General features: G+C 59.4%; 24 protein-coding genes and 3 pseudogenes. 16 read left to right on the top strand and 11 right to left on the bottom strand.

Going from position 1 to position 19,499, the window contains the following annotated elements; all coding sequences use genetic code 11:
- The first annotated feature begins 241 nt into the window (after positions 1 to 241).
- Positions 242 to 418 carry a hypothetical protein gene (locus tag Q427_RS31125; RefSeq protein ID WP_155833496.1) on the top strand — a complete coding sequence of 59 codons (177 nt, stop codon included), beginning with the start codon at positions 242 to 244 and terminating at the stop codon, positions 416 to 418.
- 5 nt (positions 419 to 423) lie between these two features.
- Complete coding sequence (locus Q427_RS08875) at positions 424 to 693, top strand: hypothetical protein (RefSeq protein ID WP_043513048.1); 270 nt, start codon at positions 424 to 426, stop codon at positions 691 to 693.
- Positions 694 to 752: 59 nt separating this feature from the next.
- On the opposite strand, the gene Q427_RS08870 is transcribed toward Q427_RS08875, so the two are convergent.
- Complete coding sequence (locus tag Q427_RS08870; protein ID WP_043513046.1) at positions 753 to 1,409, bottom strand: DUF3047 domain-containing protein; 657 nt, start codon at positions 1,407 to 1,409, stop codon at positions 753 to 755.
- 181 nt (positions 1,410 to 1,590) lie between these two features.
- Between Q427_RS08870 and Q427_RS08865 the strand changes: the two genes are divergently transcribed.
- Positions 1,591 to 2,946: a DcaP family trimeric outer membrane transporter gene (locus Q427_RS08865; RefSeq protein WP_197030558.1), complete on the top strand. Its 1,356-nt coding sequence runs from the start codon at positions 1,591 to 1,593 to the stop codon at positions 2,944 to 2,946.
- Positions 2,947 to 3,043: 97 nt separating this feature from the next.
- On the opposite strand, the gene Q427_RS08860 is transcribed toward Q427_RS08865, so the two are convergent.
- Both Q427_RS08860 and Q427_RS08855 read right to left on the bottom strand, forming a co-directional pair.
- Positions 3,044 to 3,277 carry a zf-HC2 domain-containing protein gene (locus Q427_RS08860; RefSeq protein WP_043513044.1) on the bottom strand — a complete coding sequence of 78 codons (234 nt, stop codon included), beginning with the start codon at positions 3,275 to 3,277 and terminating at the stop codon, positions 3,044 to 3,046.
- Positions 3,274 to 3,864, bottom strand: a complete 591-nt coding sequence (locus Q427_RS08855) for a sigma-70 family RNA polymerase sigma factor (RefSeq protein WP_043513042.1) — start codon at positions 3,862 to 3,864, stop codon at positions 3,274 to 3,276. The genes Q427_RS08860 and Q427_RS08855 overlap by 4 nt, the downstream gene beginning before the upstream one ends.
- Before the next feature lie 246 nt (positions 3,865 to 4,110).
- Between Q427_RS08855 and Q427_RS08850 the strand changes: the two genes are divergently transcribed.
- The 5 genes from Q427_RS08850 to Q427_RS08830 all read left to right on the top strand — a co-directional run bounded on the left by Q427_RS08850 (position 4,111) and on the right by Q427_RS08830 (position 7,528).
- Positions 4,111 to 4,425 carry an EthD family reductase gene (locus tag Q427_RS08850; RefSeq protein ID WP_043513040.1) on the top strand — a complete coding sequence of 105 codons (315 nt, stop codon included), beginning with the start codon at positions 4,111 to 4,113 and terminating at the stop codon, positions 4,423 to 4,425.
- Positions 4,426 to 4,464: 39 nt separating this feature from the next.
- Positions 4,465 to 5,505, top strand: a complete 1,041-nt coding sequence (locus tag Q427_RS08845; RefSeq protein ID WP_043513038.1) for a DUF3179 domain-containing protein — start codon at positions 4,465 to 4,467, stop codon at positions 5,503 to 5,505.
- Positions 5,502 to 6,059 carry a hypothetical protein gene (locus Q427_RS08840; RefSeq protein WP_155833495.1) on the top strand — a complete coding sequence of 186 codons (558 nt, stop codon included), beginning with the start codon at positions 5,502 to 5,504 and terminating at the stop codon, positions 6,057 to 6,059. The genes Q427_RS08845 and Q427_RS08840 overlap by 4 nt, the downstream gene beginning before the upstream one ends.
- A gap of 272 nt (positions 6,060 to 6,331) precedes the next feature.
- On the top strand, positions 6,332 to 6,709 hold the full coding sequence (locus Q427_RS08835; RefSeq protein WP_043513037.1) for a hypothetical protein: 378 nt from the start codon (positions 6,332 to 6,334) through the stop codon (positions 6,707 to 6,709).
- Between the two features lie 354 nt (positions 6,710 to 7,063).
- A complete protein-coding gene (locus Q427_RS08830) occupies positions 7,064 to 7,528 on the top strand; it encodes a DUF302 domain-containing protein (RefSeq protein ID WP_043513035.1) in 465 nt (154 codons plus the stop codon).
- Between the two features lie 68 nt (positions 7,529 to 7,596).
- Here Q427_RS08830 and Q427_RS36105 read toward each other — a convergent pair whose 3' ends face one another.
- From Q427_RS36105 to Q427_RS32105, 6 genes are all read right to left on the bottom strand, one after another.
- Entirely contained in the window at positions 7,597 to 7,935 is a 339-nt protein-coding gene (locus Q427_RS36105) for a TIGR04282 family arsenosugar biosynthesis glycosyltransferase (protein WP_331280577.1), read from the bottom strand.
- The gene (locus tag Q427_RS36100) at positions 7,893 to 8,207 is read right to left on the bottom strand and encodes a hypothetical protein (protein ID WP_331280576.1); all 315 of its coding nucleotides are present in this window, start codon (positions 8,205 to 8,207) and stop codon (positions 7,893 to 7,895) included. The genes Q427_RS36105 and Q427_RS36100 overlap by 43 nt, the downstream gene beginning before the upstream one ends.
- Positions 8,197 to 8,889 (bottom strand): TIGR04283 family arsenosugar biosynthesis glycosyltransferase, encoded by a 693-nt coding sequence (locus Q427_RS08820; RefSeq protein WP_043513033.1) that lies wholly within the window; start codon positions 8,887 to 8,889, stop codon positions 8,197 to 8,199. Before Q427_RS08820 ends, Q427_RS36100 begins: the two co-directional genes overlap by 11 nt.
- A gap of 87 nt (positions 8,890 to 8,976) precedes the next feature.
- A complete protein-coding gene (locus tag Q427_RS08815) occupies positions 8,977 to 10,041 on the bottom strand; it encodes a phosphotransferase family protein (protein ID WP_043513031.1) in 1,065 nt (354 codons plus the stop codon).
- A gap of 190 nt (positions 10,042 to 10,231) precedes the next feature.
- Positions 10,232 to 10,474 (bottom strand): rhodanese-like domain-containing protein, encoded by a 243-nt coding sequence (locus tag Q427_RS32110; protein ID WP_231613564.1) that lies wholly within the window; start codon positions 10,472 to 10,474, stop codon positions 10,232 to 10,234.
- An 11-nt stretch (positions 10,475 to 10,485) separates the two neighbouring features.
- Positions 10,486 to 10,887 carry an ArsR/SmtB family transcription factor gene (locus tag Q427_RS32105; protein ID WP_197030556.1) on the bottom strand — a complete coding sequence of 134 codons (402 nt, stop codon included), beginning with the start codon at positions 10,885 to 10,887 and terminating at the stop codon, positions 10,486 to 10,488.
- 140 nt (positions 10,888 to 11,027) lie between these two features.
- Here Q427_RS32105 and Q427_RS08805 point away from each other — a divergent pair.
- From Q427_RS08805 to Q427_RS08790, 5 genes and pseudogenes are all read left to right on the top strand, one after another.
- Positions 11,028 to 11,336 (top strand): annotated as a pseudogene (locus Q427_RS08805) (DsrE/DsrF/TusD sulfur relay family protein); the annotation flags it as partial.
- A 47-nt stretch (positions 11,337 to 11,383) separates the two neighbouring features.
- Positions 11,384 to 11,689 (top strand): hypothetical protein, encoded by a 306-nt coding sequence (locus tag Q427_RS08800; protein ID WP_043513029.1) that lies wholly within the window; start codon positions 11,384 to 11,386, stop codon positions 11,687 to 11,689.
- Between the two features lie 131 nt (positions 11,690 to 11,820).
- Positions 11,821 to 12,966: a cysteine desulfurase family protein gene (locus Q427_RS08795; RefSeq protein WP_043513026.1), complete on the top strand. Its 1,146-nt coding sequence runs from the start codon at positions 11,821 to 11,823 to the stop codon at positions 12,964 to 12,966.
- Positions 12,967 to 13,264: 298 nt separating this feature from the next.
- Complete coding sequence (locus Q427_RS31120) at positions 13,265 to 13,678, top strand: hypothetical protein (RefSeq protein WP_155833493.1); 414 nt, start codon at positions 13,265 to 13,267, stop codon at positions 13,676 to 13,678.
- Between the two features lie 120 nt (positions 13,679 to 13,798).
- Positions 13,799 to 14,578, top strand: a complete 780-nt coding sequence (locus tag Q427_RS08790; RefSeq protein ID WP_043513024.1) for a YiiX/YebB-like N1pC/P60 family cysteine hydrolase — start codon at positions 13,799 to 13,801, stop codon at positions 14,576 to 14,578.
- 180 nt (positions 14,579 to 14,758) lie between these two features.
- Here the strand turns inward: Q427_RS08790 and merR are convergent, their stop codons facing one another.
- Positions 14,759 to 15,211 (bottom strand): Hg(II)-responsive transcriptional regulator, encoded by a 453-nt coding sequence (gene merR, locus Q427_RS08785; protein WP_043513020.1) that lies wholly within the window; start codon positions 15,209 to 15,211, stop codon positions 14,759 to 14,761.
- Positions 15,212 to 15,327: 116 nt separating this feature from the next.
- Between merR and merF the strand changes: the two genes are divergently transcribed.
- From merF to Q427_RS36770, 3 genes and pseudogenes are all read left to right on the top strand, one after another.
- A complete protein-coding gene (merF, locus tag Q427_RS08780; protein ID WP_043513018.1) occupies positions 15,328 to 15,585 on the top strand; it encodes a mercury resistance system transport protein MerF in 258 nt (85 codons plus the stop codon).
- Positions 15,506 to 16,491: pseudogene (locus tag Q427_RS36775) on the top strand (FAD-dependent oxidoreductase); the annotation flags it as partial. The gene merF and the pseudogene Q427_RS36775, both read left to right, overlap by 80 nt.
- 78 nt (positions 16,492 to 16,569) lie before the next feature.
- A complete protein-coding gene (locus tag Q427_RS36770) occupies positions 16,570 to 16,983 on the top strand; it encodes a hypothetical protein (protein WP_442905468.1) in 414 nt (137 codons plus the stop codon).
- A 358-nt stretch (positions 16,984 to 17,341) separates the two neighbouring features.
- On the opposite strand, the pseudogene Q427_RS08770 reads toward Q427_RS36770, so the two are convergent.
- Positions 17,342 to 19,395 (bottom strand): annotated as a pseudogene (locus Q427_RS08770) (carboxy terminal-processing peptidase).
- Positions 19,396 to 19,499: the final 104 nt, after the last annotated feature.

Here is a 19,499-nt window from a genome sequence, read left to right as displayed (position 1 = left end):
ACCATCAGGTTCTGGCGCACGATTCCCTTTGCCTGCTATTTTTCCATCGCTGTCGGTACGCTAATCTGGAGCTATGGCGATCTGTTGTTTATGTGACCTCAAGTTCTGTCCTTCCATTGGCTGGCCGGCAGAGAAAAAACTGCGTCTGTAAGAATGCTGATCCTCGATCGACCAACTCCATGCCTGATTTCGATTTTACGAATCAGGTCGTTGAAATGCCATGGAATATCAAGGAGGAAATATGCTGAAAATGACGAGCCTGCTGTTGCTGAGAGTATCATTGGGCGGTTTGCTGCTGCTCTGGGGTGCGAACAAGATCGTTAATGTCGATCGCAGCCTGGCCATTGCCGAAAATTTCTATTTCGGGTTCCTGGCCGCTGAGACGATCCTGCCATTGGCCGGCGCAGGCAGATTCTGATCGGCTTGCTGGTGATCGTCGGATTCGCCAGGCGCTGGATTTACCCCCTCCAAATCTTGCTGAACGGTGCTTCGTTGCTGGCGGTCAGTGCCTCGGTGATCGATCCCTTGGGATGGTTCCTCGAAGGCACCAATGCCCTGTTCTACCCCTCTCTGATCATCTTTGCCGGCAGCCTGGTTGTCATGGCGTTTCGAGAAGAGGATCGATTGGCGCTGGATGCCAGGCAACAGGGCTTGCCAGCATCTTGGGTGGCGCGCCGAAACTGCGGCTCCTGAGTGATGGCACCTGGTCGATTACCGGCCAGGTGCAACACGTTTAGTTTCCACAGCATGCCTTACGGGCAGTCGGGTGGCGTTTCACTGGCAGAAAAACCCAGGTGCGTAAACCAGGCGGTGGCATCGACTCCGGCATTGTCACCGTCGCTCATCAGTGCCACCCCGTCGATACTTTCAACCTGGTCTCCGAACAGCATTGCGAAGTCCTGCCTCACGTCACGCACCTCCGCCACCCATTCACCCACGCGTGACTCACCGCTCTGAAGCGCCAGTTGATGGGCTCGGGATGTGAACGCATTCGGCCAACTCGCCCCCTCAGGCAGACTCGAAGCCCAGACATAGTTTACCGACCGGACCTGCCAGGGCAGGATTCCCGTTTTTTTCACCACATAGACGCGCGCCGGGTAGTCGTCACCGGCCTTGGTGGTTTCATCGAGCCCGGCGTGTACTCCAGACACCTGCCAGCACCAGTGAAGATAGGGTGTCTGATTCAGGCCGATTTCCTTTTCCAGGTACTTTGCCGAGGCTTGTTGTCTCGCCCGTGCCTGCAGCACCTGAGTGCCATCGCGATCGACCAGTCGATACTCCGTTTCACCTTCGAAGGAGCGCGTCGGCCACTCCATGATGGTTTCCGCGGGGAAGGAAATTTCTGCTGCAGCCAGTGGCAGATAACCTGCCAGCAATACGATGGCAATCGGGATATGGGGCTTTCGCATAAGGACTCCTGTTGCAAGTGTAAAGAAATAATTTCAAACCGCGTGAAAGATGTTCTGTCGTTCATTTGATGGAAATATTACACGAAAATAAATTATTTTTAATTATATGTATTGTCTGTATTTTTCTATGGAGGAAGGCGTGTTTGTGTAAGAAATCGTTTCCTTTTTCTGACTCTAGAGAGTGGTAGAAATCACACATCGACAGAAAGGGACGAAGAAAATGAATAAATCACTCAACAATATGCGACTGCCCGTCTCAACAGGTGTCGCTGCCTTGCTGCTTGCAGGTATAAGTGTACCCACCATGGCACAGGATGCTGACCTCAATCAGTTACGTGCCCAGATGCAGGAGATGCAACAACAGATCCAGCGCCTCGAGAGTGAGCAGGCGCAAGCACAACAGCAGGAAGCCGAAGCCAGAGAGGCGTTGGCGTCGAACGTGGTCACGGGCGGAGACACACCGGGCAGCTTCAAGGTGCCGGGAACCGATACCTCCGTGCAGATCGGTGGCTATGTCAAATTCGATGCGATCTATGACCTCGATCAGGACTTGGGGGATAGCCTCTTTGTCGAGGGCATCGATACCTCCGATGGGTCGAGCAACAGCTCATTCAGAGCTCATGCCCGGCAGTCTCGACTGTTCATCAAGAGTTCGACACCGACGGCATCGGGGCCGGCTACCACGCATCTGGAAGGCGACTTCTTTGGCGGCGGTGGTAACGAAGTGTTCTCCAATTCACGGGGCTTTCGTCTCAGACATGCCTATGGTGAGTGGAACGGTCTACTGGCCGGCCAGACTTGGAGCAATTTCATGCATTTTGCGGCCTATCCCAGCACCGTCGATTTCGATGGCCCAGTGGGGGTGAGCTTCATACGCCAGGCCCAGCTCCGCTACACCCTGCCTCTGGGAGCCAGTGCCCTGTCGTTCTCGGCCGAGAATCCTGAAGCCACCGGCTTCGAAGGTTCGCGCGACACGGCGCCGGATCTCACCGCGCGCTATCAGTGGACCGGTGACAATGCGGGAGTGGAAACCGCGGCGCTGGTGCGCAGGCTCAAGGTGGATGATGGAGCCGCCAATGACTCGGCGACGGGATATGGCCTGATGCTGGCTGGCAATATCGGCGTGGGGCCGGATACCACCTTGATGGCCGGCGCCATCTATGGCGATGGCATCGGTCGTTACCTCTACACGGCCAGCGGTTCTGCCGACGGTGGTGCCGGTATCGGAGAAGCCTTTGTGGATGCCGACGGTAATCTCGAAACCATCGAAGCCTATGGCTTCAACGCGGCCGTGGCACAGCAGTGGACCGACAAGTTCAGCTCCAGTTTGTCCTACGGGCAGGTGAGGGGTGATCGTCCTGGCGATCTATTCCCTGATTCGACCCGCAAGCTGGAGAGTATCCACTTCAGTCATTTTTATCGAGTGACGGACCCGGTTACGCTTGGTTTCGAGGTCTCTCATGGCAGGAAAGAGCTGCAGAATCGCGAGTCCGAGGACAATACGCGCCTGCAGTTCTCGGCGCAGTACAATTTCTGATCTCAGCGAGTCACAGCATTACTGTATCGCAAGTTGAAAATCGGTACCTCATGGGCAAAGGGACGCGCCCATGAGGCGTCGAAAAAGATCTTCCTTTTCAAGAGCCATCGCCACCTTTCGCAGGCAGTTCTCCAGCTCCCTCTTCAATCAACCTCTCGTAATGCTTTCCTGTCTGGTGCAACAGATAGAACTGTTGGTTGCACTGAGTGCAGGCAGCGCACATGGCGAGGTGAAGCTTGAGTGACAATTTTTCCTGAAACGTCAGGGGAACGTCAAGTTGCCTGGACATCAGGTGGGTTGCCTCTTTGCACATCATCATCTTGAACATCATACATTCTCCGTGAGCCAGTCTCGCTCGATACAGGCGCGTAGGCGTAACCTGGCACGGTGCAGGATCACCCAGCAATTATTCTGCTTTAGGCCCGTTTCACGACAGATATCCTCCGCCGAGAGCCCCATCAATTCGCGCAGTGAAAACACACGCGCCGCGGTGTCGGGAAGGGCGGTCATGCAGAGATCAAAAATTTGCCAGAAGCGTTCGCTGTGCAGGGTCGTCTCTGGGTTGCCCCAGTCCGATGGTCTGGCTTCCTTTTCCCAGCGACCATTTTTCTGAAATTGGCGGTCGATGGCCGCCTCATCGAGTTCTTCATCCAGCGGTTGCCACCAGCCTTCGCGCCGTTGAGCCCTCAGTGCATCCAGGATCTTGTATTTTAGAATACCGAACACCCAGGTCTCATAACCCGAACGACCGGCAAAGGTATCATCTTTTTCGATGGCCGCCTCGATGGCCTCCTGGACGGCATCCTCGGCTCGCACCAGGTCGCGCAGCTGCAGGCGAGCGAAGGAGACCAGCCGAGGCCTGACCGCCACCAGGCGTTGCATACGGTCCTGAGTGCCCTCCGTCGTAATCTGATTCATGGCATTATTCCTGTTGGGGCCGGCACCAGCAGAGTGAACCGGCGTGATGAGAGCATCCCTTGATGGTTTCATTCCATGAAGGCTTGGTCGCTGGACAGGTGCCCTCCTTACATCGGTTCTGCACTTTCCTGTTCCAACGCTTTATCTGTAATGAAGACCGGCTTTTCTCTACCAAGTAGGGAGAGGCCAGGGTGGTCCTCCATCTCCACGGGCAGGGATAGAAAAATGTAAGAAGGGATCACTGCGATGATTGAAGTACTGGTGTTGTATGCCAATCGTGATGGCATGCGCTTCGATGATGACTATTTCCTCAAGAAGCATGTCGAGCTGGCGAAGCGCTTACTGCGGCCTTATGGCCTGAACTATATGCGCATCACCAGGGGGAGTGATCGCATGTCTCCCTACCATGCCGTGGCCCACCTCGGGATCGACTCTCTCGACAGCTTCAAGGCTGCCATCGATACCATAGGCAGTACCCTTTTCGAAGACATTCCCCGCTTTACCGATGTGGAGCCGTTGATTCAGGTCAGCCAGGTGGTGTGGGAGCAACGGTTGAGCTGAGGGGCCTGGCTACCCGTGGTCGGTTAACAGGAGGTCGTCATGACACCACACATAGCGCGCTATTCAACATTGAGCATTGCCTTGGCCATGCTCTTCATGCAGTCGACGCTTGCGTCACCACCTGGGCAGCACCCGCCCCAGGTGCCGGTCGTGCACTCCATCGAGGCGTTCCGGGAGGCAGTGCGTTCGGGAGGGCCGGGAAAGGACGGCATCCCTTCCATTGACCGTCCCCGTTTTCAAGCCGCTGGCCAGGCAACGCTGAGCGATGGCGACAAGGTCGTTGGTGTCTACCACCATGGCCAGGCCAGGGCCTATCCTCAGCGTATCCTGGTCTGGCACGAGATCGTCAATGACGAGTTGGGCGGAGACGCTCTCAGCATCACCTACTGTCCCTTGACGGGAACTGCGCTTGGCTTCAAGCGCGGTGAGACCGAGCTTGGCGTCTCCGGCAAGCTGGTCAACAGCAACTTGATCATGTACGACCGTGCTACCGACAGTGAATGGCCTCAGATTCTGGGCGTGGCCATCGATGGTCCTCAGGTCAATCAGGGACTCGAGGAGTTTCGTGTGTTCTGGACGACCTGGGGAGCCTGGAAGGCACGCCATCCCGAGACGGAAGTGTTGACCGAAGAGACCGGCTTCGTGCGCAACTACCGTCGCGATCCCTATGGCAGCTACAACCCGACCAGTGGCTACTATGCCCCCGATAGCCGACGTCTATTCCCGGTGATGCAGCGCGATGATCGCTTTCCCCCCAAGACCGTCGTTTTCGGCGTGCGCGGTCCCGAGGGTGCCCTGGCCATCACGCGGGAGGCATTGCGAAATGAGAGTGTCGTTGACGTTGTGCTGGGGGAGCGTCGCTACACTGTCATCCATGACCCGGTGCTGGATACCGGTTGGGCCTTTCATAATCCCGAGGAGGTCGATATTCAGCCAGCGGAACTCGACTTCACAGCCGCTGGTGTCGCCGGGCCCGGCATCGACTCGCTCGAGGCGGTGAACGGCTTCGAAGCCATGTGGTTCGCCTGGGCGGCCTTCTATCCTGATACTTATCTCTATGAGGGACAGGAGGAGCCATGAGACCGCTTGCTCATATCGTCACAAGGATGATTGCGCGTCCCGGCATGGTCCTGTCGATGGTTGGGATCATGACCCTCTATACGCTGCTCTACCTTTGGCTGACCGGCGATATAGCCGGTGGTGGGGCTGGCGGTTGGCATACGTCCTTTCCCGCCTGGGAGAGAGCCTTTCAGTCACGAGGACCGTTTCAATTCGAGCCAGTGGGTTTGATCTCCCTGGGGGCACTGGTCTGGACATTCAGTCCGCTCAACACCTTGTTGGCCGCCTTCATGGGATTGCTGGTCGGCTTGAACGTCGTGGCTGGCTGGCGGCTATGGCGAAGCCCGCGGCAGTGTGGCCTGGGTGGCTCGAGCACCGGGCTGCTGGCGTTGATTCCGGCATTCCTCGCCGGTGGGGCCTGCTGTGCGCCGCTGATTCTGATCTGGCTGGGATTGCCGATTGCCGGTGTCCTGGCGGGCATGACGCCTGTACTTGTTCCTGTTGCCTTGTTGTTACTGGTGCTGGGGGTGTGGTTCAGCCTGCAGCGCCTGGCAAGGGAGGAGGAGCTATCCTGACTTGTCCTCAGAGTTAACGCTGACGAAGCTGAATGCCTCTCGGAAAGGGATGCCCGCTCAAGAAGAGCATCGACCATGGACACGATTTTCGCTTACCTCGGCGTTGCCGCTCCCCTTGGGAGTCTGCAGCACTAAGAAGAAGATCCTTCGGGGTCCGGTAGGGTTCGATGAGATCAACTGATGGGGCGTTTCCGCTTTACTGGGAGCGATTCGCTAGTTTTTTGCTTGTGCTTGAAACCAGTCCATAACGCGAGTGTTAGGAGATACTATCTATGAAAAACCCCTTTGGATTCTTTGTTGAGTTGATGCGGCAGCCAGTATGGATGCCCATTTGGGTCTTTTATTTGATGGCTATTAATATGGTAAGTGTGGGTTTTTGGTACCATCCGTTAGCCAAGCTGATTTTCATTGCTTTCATGATTTCTGCCATGCTTATGATGGGTTTATATTCTCGATTCGGATTTCAAAAAAATCTCGGGTTAGGCCACATTCTGTGGGTTCCGCTGCTTGCGTACATTGTAGTGCAGGTTCCTGCCGTTGAGGGTGGTTTCCAAAGCTATCTTATTGTTTTGGCTGTATCAATCGCAATCTCGTTGGCGTTTGACTGTGTTGATGTGTTGAAATACTTTACCAATAGAAAAAGCGCCTAATAAAGTGCTACACCTGACTGTGACCGTACCCCACTCTAGTGGACACGCATCGATACCCCCCCCACAGGAGGGAACCGATGCTCGAAATGATTACGGGCAAGAAAACGCAACGCTATTGTACCTGGTTCACAGTCAAGGCGGGGGAGAGGAGCCACCAAGCTTGCCGGAACGTCCAAGGCATTGCCGAATCGCTGACTATACGGTCCTTCATGCTGTCATGCAGGTGAAAGGAATACCGAGAGGGAACAGTTCGCCATGAAATGGGCAAGATTAGTTCTGACTTGCCTTAGGACAAATATTTGACGAGGCTGAAGGTTCCCCGGAATAATTTCTCGCTCAAGGAGAGCATCGACCATGAACAAGATTTTCGCTTACCTCGGCGCTGCCGCCCTCATGACCGTCCTTGGCAGTGCCCAGGCGGATGACGTCGGCAAGGGTATCGAACAGGTCAGCAGCGATGACGGCATCGACCGCGTCGAGGAGCGTCTGCGCACGGCTCTGGACGAGCGTGGCATGACACTGGTCACCATGGTGGACCATTCCGCCAACGCCGAGCGAGCCTCCTTGTCCCTGCCACCCACCCGCATGTTCCTGTTCGGCAATCCCGAAGTGGGGACCCCCATGATGCAATGCCAGGGTAGCGTCGCACTGGACCTGCCCCAGAAGATGTTGCTGCGGGATGAGGACGGCACAACCTTCATCGAGTGGAACGACCCCCATTACCTGGCTGGACGCCATGACCTTGGCGACTGCGACCTACCCCTGGGCCGGGTGGCCGAAGCCTTGGCGGGTATCGCCAACCAGGCCGCGGGGAATTGAGCGGCAGCATCGATGCCGCCTTGATCCTGCCAAGTGCTTCGAGTACTGCGCATTGCTGATGGAGGGGATCAGGCCCAGTGGTGTGTCAGCCGGATGACATCTTCCGGGCGGTCCACATCCCACACGGTGGCGGGGCAGGCAAGCCGCCAGCCGAGTGCCTCGATACGGTGATGTGTCTGGGCCATGACCCGCTCCGTACCCCAGTCGATGCCGCTGAATAGACTGGCTTCAGAGCGGTTTACACCGATCAGGGCGTAGCCGCCATCCTCGGCGGGCAGGCAGACCGCTTTCGCTTCCGCTTCGACCAAGGCCGAGTGGCAGTGCCTGATGAGCTCGGGCGTGAGAACCGCACAGTCACTGCCGATCAGCAGCCCGGCCCTGGGCATCGCCGCCAAGGCATGATGCATGCGTTTACCCAGGTCGCCTCGGGTTGAGCGCGCAGCTCGATTGGGTAGCGTCTGGCCAGTTCGAGAAATAGCGGGTGGGTATGGTCCAGTGCCGTCCACAGCGTAATATGATGAGCGGGGGTCGTGGCAACAGCGGTAGCCAGGGTGTGGCGCAGCAGCCGTTCGTGTAACCGGGTCGCCCCCTCGATGCCGAGGGCCGGAATCAGCCGTGTCTTGACTTGGCCGGGCAGCGGCGCCTTGGCGAAGATCGCCAGAGGAAACTCAGCGGACATGGCGGTATTCCCTGGCCAGGCTATCGGCCGATTCACCACGCCAATAGCGAAAGCGCAGGCGCCACATCAGCCAGATCGTAGCCCAGGCGCCGGCCTCGTCCCAGCGTCGGCCTGAACTGCTCGCGCGCTGTTCGAGGCAGGCGGGAGCAGAGTGGCCCTGGAGGCGCCTGGACATTTCGATATCTTCCATCAGTGGCTGGTCCGGGAAGCCGCCGGCCCTGTCGAATGCCTGGCGGGTCATGAACAGGGCCTGGTCCCCTGTGGCGATACCGGTCAGGCGTGAGCGCCAGTTCATGGCGAAGCCAATCAGCGGCAAGAGCGGATGGCGGCCTTCAAGGCTGATATCGAAGCGCCCCCAGCAGTGCGAGCCCGATAACGCATTGGCCACCAATCTATCGGCGCAGTGTGGCAGCCGCGTGTCGGCATGCAGGAACAGCAGCAGATTTCCTCTGCTGATTCGGGCTCCAGCATTCATTTGCCTGGCCCTCCCGGGTGCGCTTTGGATGAGTCGCGACGCCAAGCGAGTGGCCCGGGCCACGGTATCGTCGCTACTACCGCCATCGACGACGATGAGCTCTACGCCGCGGGCCGTATAATCCTGTAACGACTGCAACACGTCGTCTATGACCTCGGCCTCGTCAAGCGTCGGTATGATAATGCTCAACCGCGGGGCTGGGGTCATGACGGTCTCCCGGTGCATTCTGCGCGGCCCGACGTGAGTGCTCTCGACATCGACTTGCCTTTCAGACAAGGCGCATGCCTCGCTGGGCTATTCCCTGGATTGGGCCAGGGCATCGTTGAGGTCGCTCAGTTCTGCCTTGACGCGTTCGATGATGGAAGGGGTGAGGTAGTGTTCGACCCGCTCGCGTACGTGATCCACCAGGGCATCGCTGCTGAGCTCGGCGGACCAGTCCTCGCCAATGACCGAGGCATCCCTCGTCTTGCCATGCTGGGCGCGCCACTTGGCACACCAGGTCAGTGACCAGAGCCACATGGCGCGCCGGCAGGCAAGCAACGTGGCTCGACTGGACTGAGCGCTCGGCTCCTCGCCCATGGCGCGTTGCCAGTGGCGATAGAATTCCACGACTTCGTCCACCTCCAGTACGGCGCGACTGTTGAGATCCCATGTGGTGGAGGTGTAAAGGCTGGCATGGGCAAGATCGAAGCCCGGCAGTCCGTAGCGACACTTCTCCAGGTCGACCAGTACGGCCTGGCCCGTATCGGTAATCAGGAAGTTTCCCGGGTGTGCGTCGAAGCTTATCAGCTTCGATTCGGCTTCAGGGAGTGTGTCAGGCAGCGCATTCAGCTCGGCTTCAATGCTCTTGCGAACGACGGGATCGAGATCAGCCTCGGCCAGCCAGCGTGCCTGTGTCTCGATCTCCTTGCAGACTGCGGACCAGGGGTTATCCGGTGCATGCAAGGGCAAGCGCTGCGCCCTGGGGGGCATCTGCAGGGCGTGGAGTCCAGCCAGCGCCTCGGCAATGGCCGGTAGATCGTCCGGCAGTCGAGCCGCCCGGCCGCGTATGGCAGCGACGAGCAGACCGCCTCGGGGAAGCGCGTCCGAGGGTGGCAGTACGTCTTGCAGCATCGGGGTGTGTCCACTTTCGCTGGCGCGGGCGAAACAGGCCGACTGATACGTCAGGTTGGCCTGGGCATCGAGGCCCAACTGGCTCTGCTTGGGCAGCCTGGCGACCCAGTCGTCACCGTCACGGCTCAACCACAGATGATGATGGGCCAGGCCAGTGTCGTCCATCAGCCGGATGGAGTGGATGTCGTGATGTCGACCTGCGAGGCTCAGGGCGGCTTGCAGCCGGGCGACAAGAGAGTTCGGCATGACGATTCTCTTTGGTTATCCTTGAGGCGGAAAATGTCTGACTGTGGCATTCGTCAACATGATGGGGGTTTCCTTACAAGGTATTGGGTATCCGCATGATGTCGGGGAGCGGTGTATGTCAGGTGATGCTCCGAGCCGGCGCCGCCAGCGGCCTACCCTGGCCGGAAGCTCGACATAGCGATGCCTCCTGTCATGCTACGGGCAGGCCCGCCGCTTTCCACTCCGGATAGCCTTCCTCGAAGCGTCGGACTCGGTAACCGAGTTGGCGCAGGCGCTGCACGGCTTCATGCGACAGGACGCAATAGGGGCCACGGCAGTAGGCGACGATCTCCCTATCACGAGGCAGTTTGTCCAGCATGGCGTCCAACTGCTCCAGGGGAATGTTGATCGCTTCGGGCAGGTGGCCAGCCTCGAACTCCTCTTCAGGACGCACGTCCAGCAGCGCTACCTTGCCGCTGGAAAGCCCTGCAACCAACTCGCCCCGAGTGACTGCCTCAAGGGCGCCTTCGGGTCATCTTCCGCGAAGAGGCGACTGATCAAGCGCTCCATTTCGGCCAGGTTGGTTTCGGCCACCTGCCTGAGCAAGCCCATCAGGGTAACGATCCGTTCATCGGTCAAGCGATAGAACATTTGCTTGCCGGAGCGCTGGGCGGTGACAAGCCCCGCCCGCCGCAGGTGCTGGAGATGCTGGGAGGCATTGCCGATGGTCATATCGGCTGTGTCGGCCAAGGTCTCCACTGCGGCATCGCCCTGAGCCAGGCGTTCCAGCAAGGCGAGTCGATGACCATTGCCCAAGGCGCGGGCAACCTTGGCCAGCGTATCGAGAACATCTTGTTGCGCGGTCATTGGGGCCCTCCTGGAAACGTATGCGAAACATCGCGCCACTTGACAAGCGATGGTAGCACTACCCATCATTCTATCGAACTATGGAATGATGGCAAGGAGAAAGGCATGCAGACGCTAATCATCATCAACGACCCCCCTATGGCACCGAACGCCTCTACAACGGCCTGCGGCTGGCCCATGCGCTGTTGAAACGCGAAGGAGACGTCACCGTCTTTCTGATGGGCGATGCCGTATCCGGTGCCAAGGCGGGACAGAAGACGCCAGACGGCTTCTACAACACGGAGCGTATGATCAAGCGGGTCATCACCAAGGGCAGGGTCCTATTGTGCGGCACCTGCATGGATGCGCGGGGACTCACCGATGGTGAAGTGGTGCAGGGCGCCGAGCGCAGCACCATGGACGCCTTGGCGGAAGCCACCGAACAGGCCGACAAGGTTCTGGTGTTCTGAGTCGGTGGCGCCGAACGCATCGCCCCACGTGAAGGAGACAAGAGCCCATGGAGACGGTCAGCCTGGAAAAGCGCAATGTGGCCATTCTGGTTCTCAGCCAAACGCTGTTCATGGTGGCGTCGATCACTGTCATGACACTCAGCGGGGTGGTGGGGCAGCAGTTGAGCCCCGCCCCCAGTCTGGCCACGTTGCCGATTGCCATGATGATGTTGGGCACGGTGGTCTCGACCCTGCCGGCATCGCTCTACATGAAACGCGTGGGCAGGCGGAGAGGCTTCATTACCGGGGCAAGCCTGGGGGCGTGGCGGCTGCCTTTCTCGGTCCCTGGAATGCCAGTATCGCCACCGGCCTGATTGCCGGTGTGCCCTCCGGCGGATCCTATGATCACCATCCTGCTGGTGGCCCTGGCCACGCTGTGGCTCCGTTGGTATACCCTTTCACAGTCTGCGAGCCATGTCGCATGAACCATGAGGACGCTTCCGCCATGCCAGCCCCTGTCTATCTGGATCATAACGCCACCACACCGGTGGCCCCCGAGGTAGCCGAGGCGATGGCCGTCGCGTTGCGAGAAAGCTTCGGCAATCCGTCATCTGCCTACACGCTGGGCCAGGCGGCAGCGAAGCAGGTGGCGACGGCAAGACACGCCGTCGCGTCACTCATCGGTGCGAGGGCTGAGAATCTGGTATTCACCGGCTGCGCCACCGAGTCCAACAATCTGGCCTTGCTGGGCGTGGCCGGAGCCTGTGACCCTGGCAAGCGACACCTGGTGATCAGTGCCGTCGAGCACCCCGCCGTCATGACCCCGGCACGCTATCTGGAAGCCCAGGGGTGGAGCCTGTCCATCGTGCCTGTCGACGAAGCCGGGCGGGTCTCTGTCGAAGGCGTTGTCGACGCTGTGCGTCCGGACACGGCCCTGGTCTCGATCATGCTGGCCAATAATGAGGTAGGCACGCTTCAACCCATCGCCGATATCGCCAGGCATCTCGCCAGCCGTGACGTCCTGCTCCATACCGATGCCGCCCAGGCAGTGGGCAAGATCAGCGTGGATGTCGACGCACTGGGAATCGACTTGCTGACCGTGGCAGGCCACAAGTTCCAGGCGAGCAAGGGCATCGGTGCACTCTACGTACGCCAAGGCACCCCGATACGGCAGATCCTGTTTGGTGCCGGACATGAACGCGGGCTGCGTCCAGGCACGGAAAATGTACCTGCCATCATCGGCCTGGGCGTAGCGGCAGAGCTGGCTACCATGCGTCTTGCACAAGGCGATAATACCCTGCGTGGCCGCCGTGAACAGTTGCATGGCTTGCTGAGTGCCGCCGTCCCTGGGTTATGCCTCAACGGCCATCCCGAGTGTCGCCTGCCGAACACGTTGAACGTGTCCTTCCCCTCAGTCAGCGGCCAGGCATTGCTCGACTCTGCCCGTGACACGGTGATGGCCTCGGTGGGGTCAGCCTGCCATGCCGGGGAGTCTTCCCCGAGCGGGGTGCTGGGGGCGATGGGGCTCGACACCGTACGCGCGCTAGGCGCCGTGCGGCTTTCAGTGGGCTGGAATACCAAGGAGGAAGAGGTGGCGACCGCCGCCGCTGCACTGGTTCACGCCTGGCGGCACCTTGCCGATGGTAGTTAGATGCCAGGAAGGCAGTGCGATGGCAAAGAGGGTTCGTAGAGAGCGGTGCCTGGCATATGGGAGCGGGGGCAGTCTAGGCTCCATAAGCCCGTTAATTTGGATAGCAAAGGCATTTTAGTTGCCGCATTCCACTTTTCATTACACCGGGTCGAAGATTTTTTTGGAAATAGCATAGTATCAATTTCTATTCGAAATGGTTTGGAGTTTGCGTAAGAAAAAGTCGCTTCGCCACTACCAAGTATCAAGGGCTCACATTGAGAGAGTCCTGGTTAAACAACTTGTAGAAAGGAGAGGCATCATGAAACGCACAACCACTATCTCTGCAGCCCTTATGACAGCAATTCTGGCCCTTGGGATGGCCGGACAAGCTGCTGCCATACCCAATCATGGTCCTTCTGAACTGGAAGAAGGAAAGACATCATCACGGTTGCTCTCCGGTGTCGATCATTATCGGCTTCAGGTGAATGACACCTCCAATGTCACCATCAAGAGTCGCGGCATGAGTACTGGTGGTGGCAATCATGGCGGACTGACTGCAGTGCTGCGTAATGGCAGAGGTGATGTCGTGACCCAGACCCGAAGAAACGGTGGAGATTTTACTATCAACCAACAGTTGAGCCCGGGTGATTATACGATTGAGGTTCGTCCCAGCATGCTAAGGGGGCGGAGTGCTGCCAACAACTACTACCAGTTGATTACACATATCCAATGACTATCGATACAGTTGGCCATCACCATCCAAAGGGCTGGTGATGGCTTGTCAATTTAAAGCATATGACTTTGCCGACAGGGAAGGGGGCGCGATAAACAGGTAGCCTTGGGGGATGCCGTTATGTCGAATATGCTGGAAAAGTGCGGCTATAGCCTGAGCTGTTGGTTATCCAGACCTCGCCCCTGGCATCAGGCCGAGATTCGAATCGAGCATGATGTGCTGGCCAACCTTGAGCCGGGAGATGTTTTGCTGGTCGAGGGATCGTCGCGCTTGAGTACGGTGATCAAATATCTGACGCAGTCTACCTGGTCCCATGCAGCACTCTATGTGGGCAAGGCGGCATGTCTGGAATTGGTCGAGGCGAGGCGAGGTGAGTGTTTTATCGAAGCGGATCTGGTGGAAGGGGTAAGGATGGTGGGCTTCGAGGAGTATGAGGGCCACCCGCTTCGGATCTGTCGTCCGGTAGGCTTGAACATTGATGAAGTCGAGCGGCTGATCGCCTCCGTCTGTGGTCGTGTCGGCCAGCGATATGATCTGCGCAATATCATTGACCTGGCCCGTTACCTGTTGCCGTTGCCGCCGGTGCCGGCCCCATGGCGCCGAAGGATGCTCAGCCTGGGTAGTGGTGATCCTACCCGCGCCATCTGTTCCACCTTGATCGCCCAGGCCTTCCAGTCGGTCAACTATCCGATTCTCCCCATTGCAGAGTGGCAGGATGATACCCGGCGATGCCATGGGTGTCGGCGCAGGGTGCTGCAGCGCCGCCACTATAGCTTGTTCACTCCCCGTGATTTCGATCTCTCCCCATACTTCGAGATCGTCAAGCCAGTGCTTGTGAATGGCTTCGGTCATAGGCGACTGATCTGGCGCGAGACAAAAGGGGACTTGTTGCAACCATGATTGGCCGGCTTGACGCGTAAATTTCATGCCTATTCTTACGTCGCTGCTACAGCCCCTGCGATATCCATTGGCTGGGATTCACATGGCGTGCCCGGAACCTCGGGTCGAGCTGAAACAGACGAGTCACTTGATCGCAATCTGGCAGGATCTACGACCGAAAATCTATCAGCCTTGCAAGTTTCAATTTCTGGGGGTGCGCTGCTCCTCGCTGATCAAACCCTCGTGTAATGATGCTATCAATGGACAGGTGATACTTCCCTCCCTCTCATGGCACGCCTGTACCAGGTCGGACAGTGTTCTCTCGATACGTTGGAGGCCAGCAATCTTCTCGCTCACATCCCGCAGTTTATGCTCGGCCAGGGTGCTGGCCTTCTGGCAATGAGTGCCATCCTCCAGTCGCAACAGCTCGGCAATTTCGTCCAGGCTGAAGCCCAGCCGCTTTCCGGTCTTGACGAAGGTCAGCCGCGCCACGTCGGCTGTGCCATAGCGGCGGATACCACCGGGAGGGCGTGCAGGCTCCGCGAGTAGCCCGCGGCGCTGATAATAGCGGATGGTCTCCACATTGACGCCAACCGCCTTGGCCAGGCCACCAATGGTCATGGTGTCCGTCATCCTGTCTATCTGTCTCTTCATGCCGCTTGACTCCGTATCCAGCTACGGAAGTAACCTTATCTCAGTACTTCCTCTACCTAAAGAATTACGTCGGCAGCCCCGACACCGCAGTGTCCTCAAGCGAATCGGGAGTCACCATGCAGAAACCCAAGGCCCTGTTGCGCGTGAGCGTGATAGGCACCGTCCTGGTGGCGCTGTGCTGCTTCACGCCGATCCTGGTGATCCTGCTCGGCACGGTCGGATTGGCGGCACTGACCGGCTACCTGGACTATGTGCTGTTTCCCGCACTGGCCTTCTTCATCGGCCTGACCCTCTATGCGATTTGGCGTAAGAAACAGTTCGACGCCTGTCGTGTCGACAACTCTGGCAAATCGAGGAATTCCCCCCATGAGTGACCCCAATAACCTGCATATCGCCGTGATCGGCAGCGGCGGCGCGGCCATGGCGGCGGCCCTGAAGGCCGCCGAGCGTGGGGCCCGCATCACCCTGATCGAACGCGGCACCATCGGCGGCACCTGCGTCAACACCGGCTGCGTGCCCTCGAAGATCATGATCCGTGCCGCGCACATCGCCCACTTGCGCACGGCAAGCCCCTTCGACTCGGGCCTGAGCGCCCAAGCGCCGGTGGTGGATCGTCCGGCGCTGCTGGCTCAGCAGCAAGCACGGGTGGAGGAACTGCGTGAGGCCAAGTACCAGGGCATTCTGAACGATAACCCCGCGATTACCGTCCTGCAGGGCGAGGCCCGCTTTGTCGATGAGCGGACCCTGACCGTTGCCCTCAGTGAAGGCAGCGAGCAAACCGTCCGCTTCGATCGCGCCTTCATCGGCACCGGCGCCCGGCCGGCCGTTCCGCCGGTGCCGGGCCTGGCCGACACCCCTTACCTGACCTCCACCAGCGCGCTGGCCCTGGATACCCTACCCGAGCGCTGATTGTGATCGGGGCCTCGGTGGTAGCCCTGGAACTGGCCCAGGCCTTCGCCCGCCTGGGCAGCCGGGTGACCCTGCTGGCCCGCAGCCGGGTGTTGTCACAGGAGGACCCGGCGGTGGGCGAGGCCGTGGAGGCAGCGTTTCGGCGTGAGGGCATCGAGGTCCTGAAGCAGACCCAGGCCAGCGAAGTGAGCCATGACGGCCAGCTGTTCACCCTGCAAACCAACGACGGCACCCTGCAGGCGGAGCAACTGCTGGTGGCCAGCGGCCGCACACCCAACACCGAGGCGCTGAACCTGGCGAATATCGGCGTGGAAACCGCGCGTGGCGCGATTACGGTGGATGAGCATCAGCAAACCACCGTACCGGGTCTCTATGCCGCTGGGGACTGCACCGATCAGCCGCAGTTCGTCTATGTGGCCGCTGCTGGGGGCAGCCGGGCCGCCGTGAACATGACCGGCGGCGCGGCCACCCTGGACCTCAGCGCCATGCCGGTGGTGATCTTCACCGACCCCCAGGTGGCTACCGTCGGCCTGACGGAAGCCGAGGCGCTCGAGCAGGGCTTCGATGTGGAATCCCGCGTACTCGACCTGGAGTACGTGCCACGTGCGCTGGTGAATTTCGATACCGCTGGCTTCATCAAGATGGTCGCCGAGCAGGACACGGGACGGTTGCTGGGTGTGCAAGCGGTGGCGGGAGAGGCCGGTGAACTGATTCAGACGGCGGTGATGGCGTTACGGGCACGTATGTCGGTTCAGGAGATCGGCGACGAGTTGTTTCCCTACCTGACCATGGTGGAAGGACTCAAGCTCTGCGCTCAGACATTTACCAAGGATGTGAAACAGTTATCCTGCTGTGCTGGATGAGCGATAGGAGCGCTTAAGGCTAACCACGCCGACCAGACCGGGTCACTCAATCACGACAGCAGGTGCCACTATAGCTTGTTCACTCCTCGTGGTTTCGACCTCTCCCCATGCTTCGGTATCGTTAAGCCAGCTATGGTGGGTAATTTCGATCACAGGAAGCTGACCTGGCGCGAGTCAAAGGGGGCTTGTTGCAGGAATGACCGGCGTTACTGGTTAATCCGCCACTCGCTATCGCCATGGCGTCCAGCGGGGCACGCCTGGAAGGAGTCACTGAGCGGGATCAGCGCTGCACTCCGGGGGCTTTGGCGAGAAGATACAGCGGTAGGCCCCTCCGGCATCGGCCGGAGGGGGGAGGGCATCAGAAGCGAGAGGCCATGCGGCGCTGTGTGAGCTCGGCATAGTCGGCGAGGATGGCGGCGGCCTCGGTCACCTGGACGCGCTCCACCGGCTCCTCGTCATCGTCTTCTTCGCGGGCGTCGACCAGATCCTCGAGCAGGTCTAGCCCCAGGGCGGCCCGGCGCTGGTTTTCCAGTGCCAGTTGCTCGGCGTCCCGTGCCTCGACTTCCTGCTGGCGCTGTTCGCGATCGAGGCTCACACTGGTGTGCTCCTCGCGCAGGCGTCGGGCCAAGTCGGCCCGTTGCTCCAGGAAGACGAAGTTGGGATGGGTGTCGGCACGCTCCCGGTGACGAGAACGCAGTGTGTCCAGGTACTCCCAGGGCTCGCCGTAGTGACGGTACTGCACTTCTTGAACGGTATCCCACTCCAGCGCGTTGTCCAGGCTGCTTTCGCCGATTCGTTCGGGATCCACCAGGTTGGGGAACAGGATGTCCGGTTCGACGCCGCGGTGCTGGGTGCTCTCCCCGGAGATACGGTAGAACTTGGCCCGGGTAAGCTTGATCTGGCCATGGCTCAGGTCATTCAGCGTCTGCACGGTACCTTTGCCGAAGGTGGCATTGCCCAGTACCAGCCCGCGGCCGTAGTCCTGGATGGCGCCGGCAAAGATTTCCGAAGCCGATGCCGAGAGTCGGTTGACCAGCACCGCCAACGGGCCGTCGTAGAGCGTGCCGGCTTCGGTATCGCCATAGAGGCTGATACGCCACGGGCATCGCGTACCTGTACGGTGGGGCCGCGGTCGATGAACAAGCCGATCAACGAATTGGCCTCCTGAAGCGCGCCGCCACCGTTGTTGCGCAGGTCGAGCATGATGCCATCGACACCCTCTTCCTTGAGCCGCTCGACTTCACGGGCGACATCACGGGTGGTGCTGCGGAACTCCTCCTCGCCGGCCTGCCAGGCATCGAAGTCGACATAGAAAGTGGGGATCTTTATCACGCCGATACGTTTGGTGCTGTCGTCACGCTCTACCTCGATGATTTCTCCCTGGGCGGCCTGGTCCTCGAGATCGACGGTGTCGCGAGTGATTTCAACTTCGTGGGAACGGGTCATGTCCATGGCTTCTGCCGGGACCACCTCAAGGCGCACCACGGTGCCCTTGGGGCCACGGATAAGGTCCACGACCTCGTCCAGGCGCATACCCACGACATTGACGATCTCTTCGCCATCCTCCTGGCCCACCCCAATGATGCGGTCGGCCGGTTCCAGTACTCCGGCGCGGTCAGCCGGACCTCCGGGGACCAGGCTTGAGACCTTCACGTATTCGCCGTCGGACTGCAGCATGGCACCGATGCCTTCCAGCGACAGGCGCATCTGGATATCGAAGGATTCGCCCTGGCGGGGGGAGAGGTACTCGGTATGGGGGTCGATGCTGCTGGTCACCGCGGCCATGAACAGGCCGAAGACGTCCTCGCCGTTGGTCTGACGAAGCCGTGAGAGCTGACCTTCATAGCGCTGGCGCAGGTTGGTCTCGACCTGTTCTTCGTCCTGGCCGGTGATGTCCAGGGTCAGGGCGGCATTCTTGAGCCGCTTGCGCCACAGCTCGTCAAGTTCGTCCTGACTCTCGGCCCAGGGTGCTTCGCGGCGATCGAGCTCGAGACGCATGTCGGTCTCGTAGGTGTAGCCGAGTCCCTCGTCGATCTTGTCCAGAAGCCACTCGAAGCGCGTTTCGGCTCGATCGTGATAGCGCTGATAGAGCTCATAGGCGGGGGCCAGCTCGCCCTCGAAGATCATGTCATCGATGCGCTCCTCGAGGTGACGAAAGTCATCGACATCGCTGCCGAGCAGGAAGGCACGCTGTCCATCGAGAACATCGAGATAGCGCTCGAAGGCCAGTCGTGACCACTCATCGTCAAGGCTCGCATCGGCATAGTGGCCATAGCGCAGTGATTCGGCCACCTCTACCGCTGCCTGGCGCTGGGATTCGCTGGGCTGGATCTGCGCCAGCGCCACATTGCCGGTCAGCAATACAAGGGCCAGCAGTATGGCTGAGTGCCGAATAACGGCTAGCAGGCTCATCAATGAAGCACTCCCGATTTCGTGTAAACTTCCTTCCTAGACACGCGCAAGGCTTGCGAGTTGCAAAGGACGATGCGGTATTGTAGCAGCTGTCTCGTCAACCA

The sequence above is a fragment of the Halomonas sp. BC04 genome, from assembly GCF_000568385.1.
Note: the sequence above shows the minus strand (reverse complement) of the source record. Positions and strands in the feature narration are given on the sequence as shown.

Coding starts and splice junctions, on each gene's coding strand:
- Q427_RS08820 (WP_043513033.1), bottom strand. CDS start 8,889: ATGACCCCAGCCCCGCGGTTGAGCATTATCATACCGACGCTTGACGAG.
- Q427_RS08860 (WP_043513044.1), bottom strand. CDS start 3,277: ATGATGTTCAAGATGATGATGTGCAAAGAGGCAACCCACCTGATGTCC.
- Q427_RS36105 (WP_331280577.1), bottom strand. CDS start 7,935: ATGCATCATGCCTTGGCGGCGATGCCCAGGGCCGGGCTGCTGATCGGC.
- merF (WP_043513018.1), top strand. CDS start 15,328: ATGCAGAAACCCAAGGCCCTGTTGCGCGTGAGCGTGATAGGCACCGTC.
- Q427_RS08800 (WP_043513029.1), top strand. CDS start 11,384: ATGGAGACGGTCAGCCTGGAAAAGCGCAATGTGGCCATTCTGGTTCTC.
- merR (WP_043513020.1), bottom strand. CDS start 15,211: ATGAAGAGACAGATAGACAGGATGACGGACACCATGACCATTGGTGGC.
- Q427_RS08835 (WP_043513037.1), top strand. CDS start 6,332: ATGAAAAACCCCTTTGGATTCTTTGTTGAGTTGATGCGGCAGCCAGTA.
- Q427_RS36770 (WP_442905468.1), top strand. CDS start 16,570: ATGACCGGCGGCGCGGCCACCCTGGACCTCAGCGCCATGCCGGTGGTG.
- Q427_RS08830 (WP_043513035.1), top strand. CDS start 7,064: ATGAACAAGATTTTCGCTTACCTCGGCGCTGCCGCCCTCATGACCGTC.
- Q427_RS08845 (WP_043513038.1), top strand. CDS start 4,465: ATGACACCACACATAGCGCGCTATTCAACATTGAGCATTGCCTTGGCC.
- Q427_RS36100 (WP_331280576.1), bottom strand. CDS start 8,207: ATGTCCGCTGAGTTTCCTCTGGCGATCTTCGCCAAGGCGCCGCTGCCC.
- Q427_RS31125 (WP_155833496.1), top strand. CDS start 242: ATGCTGAAAATGACGAGCCTGCTGTTGCTGAGAGTATCATTGGGCGGT.
- Q427_RS08790 (WP_043513024.1), top strand. CDS start 13,799: ATGTCGAATATGCTGGAAAAGTGCGGCTATAGCCTGAGCTGTTGGTTA.
- Q427_RS08870 (WP_043513046.1), bottom strand. CDS start 1,409: ATGCGAAAGCCCCATATCCCGATTGCCATCGTATTGCTGGCAGGTTAT.
- Q427_RS08855 (WP_043513042.1), bottom strand. CDS start 3,864: ATGAATCAGATTACGACGGAGGGCACTCAGGACCGTATGCAACGCCTG.
- Q427_RS08815 (WP_043513031.1), bottom strand. CDS start 10,041: ATGCCGAACTCTCTTGTCGCCCGGCTGCAAGCCGCCCTGAGCCTCGCA.
- Q427_RS32105 (WP_197030556.1), bottom strand. CDS start 10,887: ATGACCGCGCAACAAGATGTTCTCGATACGCTGGCCAAGGTTGCCCGC.
- Q427_RS08795 (WP_043513026.1), top strand. CDS start 11,821: ATGCCAGCCCCTGTCTATCTGGATCATAACGCCACCACACCGGTGGCC.
- Q427_RS08840 (WP_155833495.1), top strand. CDS start 5,502: ATGAGACCGCTTGCTCATATCGTCACAAGGATGATTGCGCGTCCCGGC.
- Q427_RS08850 (WP_043513040.1), top strand. CDS start 4,111: ATGATTGAAGTACTGGTGTTGTATGCCAATCGTGATGGCATGCGCTTC.
- Q427_RS31120 (WP_155833493.1), top strand. CDS start 13,265: ATGAAACGCACAACCACTATCTCTGCAGCCCTTATGACAGCAATTCTG.